8 protein-coding genes and 1 other annotated feature are annotated in these 9,762 nt (G+C 28.5%); of the genes, 7 read left to right on the forward strand and 1 reads right to left on the reverse strand.

Annotated elements, in window-relative coordinates; translation table 11 throughout:
- Window positions 1-251 precede the first annotated feature (251 nt).
- From BN899_RS12915 to BN899_RS19855, 7 genes are all read left to right on the forward strand, one after another.
- Entirely contained in the window at window positions 252-1,124 is an 873-nt protein-coding gene (locus BN899_RS12915; protein ID WP_042276071.1) for an FUSC family protein, read from the forward strand.
- A 66-nt stretch (window positions 1,125-1,190) separates the two neighbouring features.
- Window positions 1,191-2,579 (forward strand): [Fe-Fe] hydrogenase large subunit C-terminal domain-containing protein, encoded by a 1,389-nt coding sequence (locus BN899_RS12920; RefSeq protein WP_042276073.1) that lies wholly within the window; start codon window positions 1,191-1,193, stop codon window positions 2,577-2,579.
- 52 nt (window positions 2,580-2,631) lie between these two features.
- Window positions 2,632-3,438 (forward strand): polysaccharide deacetylase family protein, encoded by an 807-nt coding sequence (locus BN899_RS12925; protein WP_042276083.1) that lies wholly within the window; start codon window positions 2,632-2,634, stop codon window positions 3,436-3,438.
- 177 nt (window positions 3,439-3,615) lie between these two features.
- Window positions 3,616-3,840 (forward strand) — a binding site (T-box leader).
- 111 nt (window positions 3,841-3,951) lie between these two features.
- Window positions 3,952-6,615 (forward strand): valine--tRNA ligase, encoded by a 2,664-nt coding sequence (locus BN899_RS12930; RefSeq protein WP_042276089.1) that lies wholly within the window; start codon window positions 3,952-3,954, stop codon window positions 6,613-6,615.
- Between the two features lie 298 nt (window positions 6,616-6,913).
- Window positions 6,914-7,786 carry a DUF4300 family protein gene (locus BN899_RS12935; RefSeq protein ID WP_042276091.1) on the forward strand — a complete coding sequence of 291 codons (873 nt, stop codon included), beginning with the start codon at window positions 6,914-6,916 and terminating at the stop codon, window positions 7,784-7,786.
- 147 nt (window positions 7,787-7,933) lie between these two features.
- Complete coding sequence (locus BN899_RS19850; protein WP_242824181.1) at window positions 7,934-8,653, forward strand: bifunctional folylpolyglutamate synthase/dihydrofolate synthase; 720 nt, start codon at window positions 7,934-7,936, stop codon at window positions 8,651-8,653.
- 10 nt (window positions 8,654-8,663) lie between these two features.
- Window positions 8,664-9,230, forward strand: a complete 567-nt coding sequence (locus tag BN899_RS19855) for a glutamate ligase domain-containing protein (protein ID WP_242824182.1) — start codon at window positions 8,664-8,666, stop codon at window positions 9,228-9,230.
- Window positions 9,231-9,266: 36 nt separating this feature from the next.
- On the opposite strand, the gene BN899_RS12945 is transcribed toward BN899_RS19855, so the two are convergent.
- A complete protein-coding gene (locus BN899_RS12945; protein ID WP_042276094.1) occupies window positions 9,267-9,677 on the reverse strand; it encodes an RrF2 family transcriptional regulator in 411 nt (136 codons plus the stop codon).
- Window positions 9,678-9,762: the final 85 nt, after the last annotated feature.

A 9,762-nucleotide genomic window follows, 5' to 3' on the forward strand; every position in this document is an offset into this window, starting at 1 on the left:
TTATTTATTATATTGAAGTTTTGTAAAATTTATTAATAATAAAATATACCTGATAATAGTATTAATAGTGAATTTAATGAAATAATATTAATTTTTATTTATATAAAAATATAAAAAATTAACTTTAACTTAGAACATTAAAAAACACAATAAACATCTCGACAAATCATATATTTATGGGGATAATAAAATAAAGATTATAAGAATTATAGCTTAGATAAACTATAATTTAAAAGCTAGGAGGAATATAATTGAAGTTAGAAAAGATCGGAATGAGAACGATTAAAAGTGGTATAGCTGTAAGTTGTTGTGTTATGGCAGGAAAATATATAGTACAAAATCCAATGTATTCTGCAGTAGCATGTATAATATCTATGAAAGATACAGTAACAGGCTCTCTTAACGCAGGGTTTGATAGAATAAAAGGAACTATAATAGGTGGTATAATAGGTTTTTTAATGGTACTTATTAAACCAGGAGATCCAATTTTATGTGGTTTAGGTGTTATTGCAACTATATATATTTGCAATATACTTAAATTAAATACAGCGATAACAGTTGCAAACGTAGCATTTACATCTATATATTTAGGAGTTATAGATAGTGATCCGGCTATATACTCTTTTCATAGAATAGTAGATACTTCTATTGGTGTTATAACTGGGGTAGTAATAAATTATTTATTAGCAAGACCTAACTATTTAGGAAATGTAAAAAATGAACTAGTTAAATTTGAGAAAATGACATTAGAATCTATAAAACATAAAATAGTAAGTAAAGAGAAATTAAATATAGCGAAATTTGAAAAAGAAGCTAAAAAATTAGAAGGTATATATAAAAAGCTTGTAGATGAATCAAGATATAGTAGAGATGAAATAAACACTGATAAAGTTAAAGAAGCTATGAATATGTGTAAAGAAATATATTCTCATATACATGCCATAGAACTGCTAAATAAAAAATTGTATTTAAATAATAAAAACTATGAAAATTTAAAAATATTATATAATATGGAAAATATTGAATGGGATATAGATGAAGAAAAAAGCCCTGTATTTAACTACCATTTAAGTGAAATAATAGAAGAAATGAAAGCTCTTCGTGAAATTAACAAATCTAACTAACAATTCATAAATAAAATATAGTACCTCTGCAAATATTAACTTATATAAGAAAATAGGAGGTGCTATATGAATTCTATAAATATAAACCCAAAAATCCTTGAAGAATATAAAATGAAACTTTTCAAAGAACTAGTAAAATCTGTTTGGTATGAGGAAATAGAAAAAATAGAAGAAATACCAATAAAGGTATTAGGAGATAGTGAAATCGACAAGTTTGATAATGAAACAATTATAAATTTAATGAGAGTAATAATGGGATTAGATCCAACCGATAAATTTGATAATTCATTAGTAGAGATGCTAAATGAATCAATAAATTTAAAGGAAATTAACACTCCTATAATATCAATAATAAAGCAAGCATGTAAACACTGTGATAAAAATAGCAAAGAAGGTGCATGTTTAATTAAAAATAAGCATAGTAATTGTAATGAGACAAATACTTGCAACGCATGTGGAGAATGTATATCAAAATGTAGCCTAGGAGCTATATCAGATAAAATACAGTTTATTCCTATGGTAAATCTTTTAAAAGAAGAAACTTGTCCAGTATATGCTATAGTAGCACCAGCTTTTGTTGGTCAATTTGGAACAGAAGCTACTCCTGGTAAGCTAAGAACTGCTCTTAAGAAGGTTGGATTTGAAGATATGATAGAAGTAGCTTTAGCCGCAGACATGCTTACAGCAAAGGAAGCTTATGATTATTGCGACCATATGAAAAATCATGAAGATGGATATTATATAACAAGTTGTTGTTGTCCTATATGGGTAGGATTAATTCAAAGTAGCTTTCCGGAAATTTTAGAAAATGTATCTCCATCTGTATCTCCGATGATTGCATGTGGAAGAGCTATAAAAATATTAAATCCTAATGCAAAAGTAGTTTTTATAGGACCTTGCATTGCTAAGAAAAAGGAAGCAACTATAGAGGACATAAAAGATGCTATTGATTTTGTATTAACATTTAAAGAATTAGAAGAAATTTTTAATGCCTTAGAAATAAATCCTTCTGAACTAGAAGAAGAAAATAGAGTTGAAGCTTCGTATTCAGGTAGAGTTTATGCTAGGGCTGGAGGAGTAAGTAAGGCAATACAGCTATCTGCAGAGAGAATAAATAAAGATATTAAATTTATTCCTCAATTATTTGCAGGGGTAAAAGACTGCAAAGATGGCCTACAAAAAGTTATTAATAAAGAAATCGATGCAACATTTATAGAAGGTATGGGCTGTGTTGGTGGATGTGTAGGTGGTCCTAAGAGAATTTTAAACGTAGAAGAGGGAACAAAAAACGTTAATGAATACTCAGAAAATACAAAAATAGAGACTCCTTTTGATAATTTAAATGTATTACAATTTCTAACCGCTATGGGGATTAAAAAGGTAGAATCGTTAGGAGAGAAAGAAGAAGAACAGATTTTAAAGATATTTAGTAGGGATATAAAAAATAGTAAGTAATTAGTACAAATAACATTTGAAGAAGAAATTGTATGAGAGGGAGATTTGGGGGATGAAAAATAAAATTATTTCAATAGTTATAGCTAGCATAGTTCTTGTAGTAGGTGTATTAGGATTTAAAATTTTCACGACAAAAAATGTTGAAGAAACTAGTGTATATAGTGAAAAAAGTTATATTTTTAATAAGATAAAGAATGAAACTCTGGCTAATATAATTGATGATGCAACATCTCAAATACATAAAGGTCCAGGTCCTAGTCCAGAGAAAATAGCATATATAACTATAGATGATGGGCCATCTAAATATACGAATGAGATACTAGATGTTTTGAAAAAAAATAATATAAAAGCTACATTTTTTATGATAGAAGGAAATATGAAAAAACATAAAGAAGAAGTAAAAAATGTACAAAAAGAAGGACATAGCGTAGGGTTTCATAGCGTAAGCCATGATATAAAACAACTATATAAAAGTCCTGAAGCAACATTAAAAGAGTTTGATACTTGTAATAACACATTTTATAATATAACAGGAGACGTATCAAAATTAATAAGATTACCTTATGGAAGTAAGCCTTATATGCCTGATGAGTCTCATAATATTTTAGATAAGAATGGATATCTAATGTGGGATTGGAATTTAGATACAGAAGACTGGAGAGCTACAACAGATAAAATAGTAAGTAATGTATTGTATTATGGAAGAGATAGACAGCACCTAGTAGTTTTAATGCATGAAAAAGAGCAAACGGTAAAAGCTTTAGATGGAATGATAAAGATATTAAAAGAAAGAGGATACACAATACTACCAATAACAGAATATACAAAACCTAGAAATTTCTGGGATAAAAATTTATAAAAGTTCACTTTAGTCCATGCGTTCAAACTATTTTGTATTTTCTCATTTATATATTGCTAAAATCTAATGAGGGAGTTAGCTTAGATTTTTCTGATAAATAATTAAATTAACATATATATTATCAGAAATAATTGACAATAATAATATTAATTAGATATAATTAAACAATAAATTAAAATAAAAACTATGATAAAGAGGAGTATGTAAATACTACTATAAGAGAGGAAGATTCATAGGCTGAGAGGTCTTCTAAGTATAGGTTTACAGAATGTAGCTTTGGAGTTTCTAAACTGAACTAATAGTAAGTTTAGACGGGTGGAATCGTTAAATTCTATTAAGAGCCAAAACTTTACTAGTAAAGTGATGGAATTAAGGTGGTAACGCGAGCTTTTCGTCCTTATTTAAGGATGAAAGGCTCTTTTTTTATAATCAAAGATATTTAAATTATAATATTTAGCCAACATATCGCTTAAAGCGAATTTTAAATTAACAATATAAAAAGGAGGTAATATAATGGAAAATACAAACTTACCAAAAACGTATAATCCTAAAGATTTTGAATCAAGACTTTATTCAAAATGGCTAGAAGATGGACTATTTAAATCTAAGCCAAATCCAAACAAAAAACCATTTACAATAATGCTACCACCGCCTAATATAACAGGGCAATTACATATGGGACATGCACTTGACCATACATTACAAGATATACTTATAAGATGGAAGCGTATGGACGGGTATGAAGCTTTATGGCAACCGGGAACAGACCATGCTTCTATAGCAACAGAAGTTAAAGTTGTTGAAAGAATAAAAGAACAAGAAGGAAAAACTAAGTACGAAATAGGAAGAGAAGAGTTCCTAAAAAGAGCTATGGACTGGAGAAATGAATTTGGTAGAAAGATAGTAGACCAAATGCAACAGTTAGGAGATTCTTGTGATTGGGATAGAGAAAGATTCACAATGGATGAAGGATGTAATGAAGCAGTTACAGAGTTCTTTGTGAAACTATATGAAAAGGGTCAAATATACAGAGGAAATAGAATAATAAACTGGTGTCCAGACTGTAAGACTACTTTATCAGATGCTGAGGTTGAACATGAAGAGCATGATGGTAAATTTTATCATATAAAATACCCAATAAAGGGTAGCGATGAGTTCTTAGAAATAGCTACAACTAGACCAGAAACAATGCTTGGGGATACAGGTATAGCTGTAAATCCTGAAGATGAAAGATATAAGCACTTAGTAGGAAAGCATGCAGTACTTCCTATGATAGGTAGAGATCTTATAATAGTTGCTGATGATTATGTTGATTTAGAGTTTGGAACAGGAGCAGTTAAAATGACTCCAGCTCATGACCCTAATGATTTTGAAGTAGGTCAAAGACATGATCTTGAAAAGATAAATGTAATGAACGAAGATGGAACTATGAATAAGTTAGCTGGAAAATATGAAGGTATGGATAGATATGAGTGCAGAAAGCAACTTATAGCTGACTTAGACGAAGCTGGATACTTAATAGCTATAAAAGATCATAACCACAATGTTGGTTCTTGTTACAGATGTAGAACAGTAGTTGAACCAAGATTATCAGATCAATGGTTTGTTAAGATGGATGAATTAGCTAAACCAGCTTTAGATATACTTAAAAATAAAGACTTAGAATTTGTACCAGACAAATTTGATAAAACATATTCTCAATGGTTAGAGAATATAAGAGACTGGTGTATATCAAGACAATTATGGTGGGGGCACCAAATACCAGCTTACTACTGTCAAGAATGTGGTGAAGTAGTAGTATCAAAAGAAATGCCAAAAGAGTGTAAGTGTGGACACACTAGCTTCAAGCAAGACGAAGACGTACTAGATACATGGTTCAGTTCTGCATTATGGCCTTTCTCAACATTAGGATGGCCAAACAATACAGAAGAATTAAACTACTACTATCCAACAAGTGTACTTGTTACTGGATACGATATAATATTCTTCTGGGTAGTAAGAATGGCATTTGCAGGAATGTTCTGTATGGATCAAACTCCATTTAAACATGTATTAATACATGGACTTGTTAGAGACTCAGAAGGTAGAAAAATGAGTAAATCTCTAGGAAATGGAATAGACCCATTAGAAGTAATAGACCAATATGGTGCTGATGCATTAAGATTCATGTTAGCAACTGGAAATTCCCCAGGAAATGACATGAGATTCTACATGGAAAGAGTAGAATCATCAAGAAACTTTGCTAATAAATTATGGAATGCATCAAGATTTGTATTCATGAATATAGATGAAGAAGTAATGAATGGTGTAACTAGAGAGTCAGTTGAAGATAACATGACTTTAGCTGATAAGTGGATAATATCAAGAGCAAATAATGTTGTTAAAGAAGTTACTGATAACATGGACAAGTTTGACCTTGGTATAGCTGCTCAAAAGATATATGACTTTGCATGGTCAGAGTACTGTGACTGGTATATAGAAATAGTTAAACCAAGATTATATTCTGATGATACTAAAGCTAAGCAAACGGCTTTATATACATTAACATATGTATTAGAAAAAATATTAAAACTTCTTCACCCATATATGCCATTTATAACAGAAGAAATATATACTCACCTTCCAACAGTAGAAGGAAGTATAGTTGTAGCTGAGTTCCCTCATTACAACGAAGCAGATAATATGGCTAAAGAAGAAGAAATGATGAACTTAACTATGGATGGTATAAGAAACATAAGAAACGTAAGAGCTGAAATGAATGTACCACCATCAAAGAAAGCTAAGGTTATAATAGTTCCTACAGATGAAAAGAAAGAAGCAATGGTTGCGGGTTCTGACTACTTTGTAACATTAGCGTCTGCATCAGTAGTTGAAATAGTTGAAGATGAGACTAATATACCAGAAGATGCTGTAAGTGTTGTTATAGATGGTGTTAAGATATTTATACCACTTGATGAATTAGTTGACTTTGCTAAGGAGATAGAAAGATTAAGCAAAGAAAAAGCTAAATTAGAAGGTGAAATAAAGAGGGTTAACGGAAAACTTTCTAACCAAGGATTCTTAGCTAAGGCTCCAGAAAGTTTAATAAATGAAGAAAAAGCTAAGAAAGAAAAGTTTGAAGAAATGATGAAGTCTGTAGTTGAAAGACTTGAAAATTTAGAAACTAAAATGAAGTAATATAAAAATTTATATTATTTAATAACAATACCCCTTAAAGTAGTGTTTTATACACTTACTTTAAGGGGTAATTTTTATGTGAAAAAAAATATATATATTGATTAATTAAACTAATATAGTTAATATAGTTAATTTTTAGATATTAAAAAAGTTTTAAAAAAATGCTATTTTTTTTATATCAGATTTGTAACTAAAAATCCATTGAAAGGTTTACTAAAAATAGTTTATACTACAAAAGTCGACAAGTTATTTAAAAAAATTATATAGAATATAAATTTTACTATGGAGGTCAATGTATATGATAAAACGTATTATACCAGTGATGTTATCGGCAGTATTATTAGTTACAGGTTGTGCAAATAATAATATAGGTGAGACTGATAAAGCAGAAGGATCAAAACTTACATACTCTAATTTAATAGATGATAAAACTCAAAATGAAATTAAAAATATATTGATAGAAAATAAAATAGATGAAAAACAAGCAGGTTATTTTGTTAAGCTTGTACAAAGTTATAATGATCAATCAGATATTAATAAATTAAAAACATCAAAAAAAGGATTTACATCTATAGGAACTAAACAGGTACCGTATGATGAAGCATACTTAGGTGAAAAATGGGATTATAATAAACTGAATTATTCAGATTTCAATTGTAGATTAACAGCTCTTACAATATTTAAAAACTATATAAAATCAGAAGAAAAATTTAAGGGTGATGATAGTAATTTAATGTTTGATATAGATGCAATAGACAATAATCCTATAAGCAGATTTACTAAAGAAGATGTTGATAAGTTTATTAACTTATATGCATCTATTCCAGTAGAAAATTCACAAGATGTAGATAAGCATGCGCAAGCAATAATAAAAGAATTGGAAAAAAGAAAAATATCATTTTTAAATAATGAAACTGTATCAATGATAAATGTATTTTTACATGCGCCAGAAGATAGTATTGTATTTGTAGGTCATGTAGGTATTTCAATAAAGACTAAAGATGGACTATTATTTATTGAAAAGTATGGGGCATCTTTACCGTATCAAGTTTCTAAATTCAAGGATAAAGCAGAGTTAAAAGCTTACTTAATGGATAGATTGGATAATAATACATCTGGTGATGGATCATCAAAGCCAATAATTATGGAAAATAATGAATTAATGAAATAAATATAAAAAGTCACTCTATTTTGAGTGGCTTTTTATATTTAAATGATATTATAAGTATTGTCTTAATATAGTTTTTATTGGTAATAAAATATACTATAATAAAATAGTAGGAATACACAAAAGATAAACTGCCAAGGGGGATAATAAATGAATTACCAAGAATCATTAAAATATATAGAAGAAACTCACAAATTTGGAATAAGACTAGGCTTAGACAATATGACTAAGCTATTAGAGCTTTTAGGAAATCCTCAGGATAAAGTAAAAATAATACATGTAGCAGGAACTAACGGAAAAGGTTCAACATGTTCATTTATAACAAGTATATTAAAAGAAGCCGGATATAAAGTAGGGCTTTATACATCTCCATTTTTAGAAACATTTACAGAGAGAATCAGAGTTAATGGAGAAAATATACCTAAAGAAGATGTAGCAAGAATAGTCACTTTAATAAGAGAAAAAATAGAGCAAATGGTAAGTGAAGGTTACTCTTACCCAACAGAGTTTGAAATAGTTACTACTATGGCATTTTATTATTACTGTGAGCAAAATGTTGATTTTGTAGCTCTTGAAGTAGGTCTTGGTGGTAGATATGATGCGACTAATATAATAAAAAAATCAGAAGTTAGTGTCATATGCTCTATAAGTTTAGATCATGTAAATATACTTGGAGATACAATAGCAAAAATAGCCTATGAAAAAGGCGGAATCATAAAAGAAAATGGAATAGCAATAGTTTATGACCAAGGTGATGAAGCAAAGGATGTAATAAAGAAAATATGTGAAGAGAAAAATGCTAAATACATAGAAGTTAAATTTGATGATATAAATATAAAAAAAATCAGACATATACTCTCAAGTTTATGATGCCAATATAATGGTAGATAAATATGAAGATTTAGAAATAAAGTTAATAGGAGACCATCAAGTAAATAACTCAATACTTGCTTTAAGTGTCATAAAATACTTAGTAGATACTAAAGAATTAGAAATAAGTGAAGAAAACATAAGAAAAGGTCTTATAAATACTAAATGGCCAGGTAGAATAGAAAAAATAAAAGAAAAACCAATATTTATAATAGATGGAGCTCATAATGAAGATGGAGCTAAATCTTTAGCAAGGGCCATAGATAAAAACTTTAAAGGTAAAAATCTGACTATGTTAATTGGTATGTTGGAAGATAAGGATATAGATGGAGTTTTAGAAATACTTATGCCAAGATTCAATAAAGTTATAGTAACTACTCCAGATAGCCCAAGAGCTATAAGTTCTGAATTGCTAAAAGAGAAGATATCTAAATATGTACCTAATGTTGTTGAGAAAAAAGAAATAGAGGATGCGGTCAATTATACGTTAGAAAATTTAAATGAAGATGATGTAATAATAAGTGCAGGTTCTTTATATATGATAGGTGCAGTTAGAACTATAGTAAATAATAAGTAATGTACTTTAATAGATAAAAAAGTATCTAGGAATATCCTAGATACTTTTTTTGTCTAAAATATCTTCTAAGGTATATTTATTAAAAATAGATTTAAAAGATATCAGTGCATTATTTATTATAGGTTTTAGCTTACAAGAATTACTTATATTACAAGAATTATTTTCTGAAGAAAAACATTCTACAATATTTAAATTGTCTTCTGTAATCTCAAGTAAATCACCTAAATTTATACGACTAGGATCCATACCTAATTTTATTCCACCATTTCTTCCTTTAAAGGATGAAATATATCCACATTTAACTAACTTATAAACAATTTTTTTCATATGATGTGACGATAAATTAAGAACTGAAGATAATTCATCCACAGTAAAGTGTTTATCTGGATTATTTCCTAAGTGAATTAGTATTCTAAAACCGTAGTCGGTAAATTTTGATAGATTCATAAAATCCTCCAGTACTAATGTTTTTACAAAACTCTACATTAATATTATACATAGATATAGAAAAAACATAGATATAAAATAAAAA

The sequence above is a fragment of the Faecalimicrobium dakarense genome (assembly GCF_000499525.1).
GTDB lineage: Bacteria > Bacillota > Clostridia > Peptostreptococcales > Peptostreptococcaceae > Faecalimicrobium > Faecalimicrobium dakarense.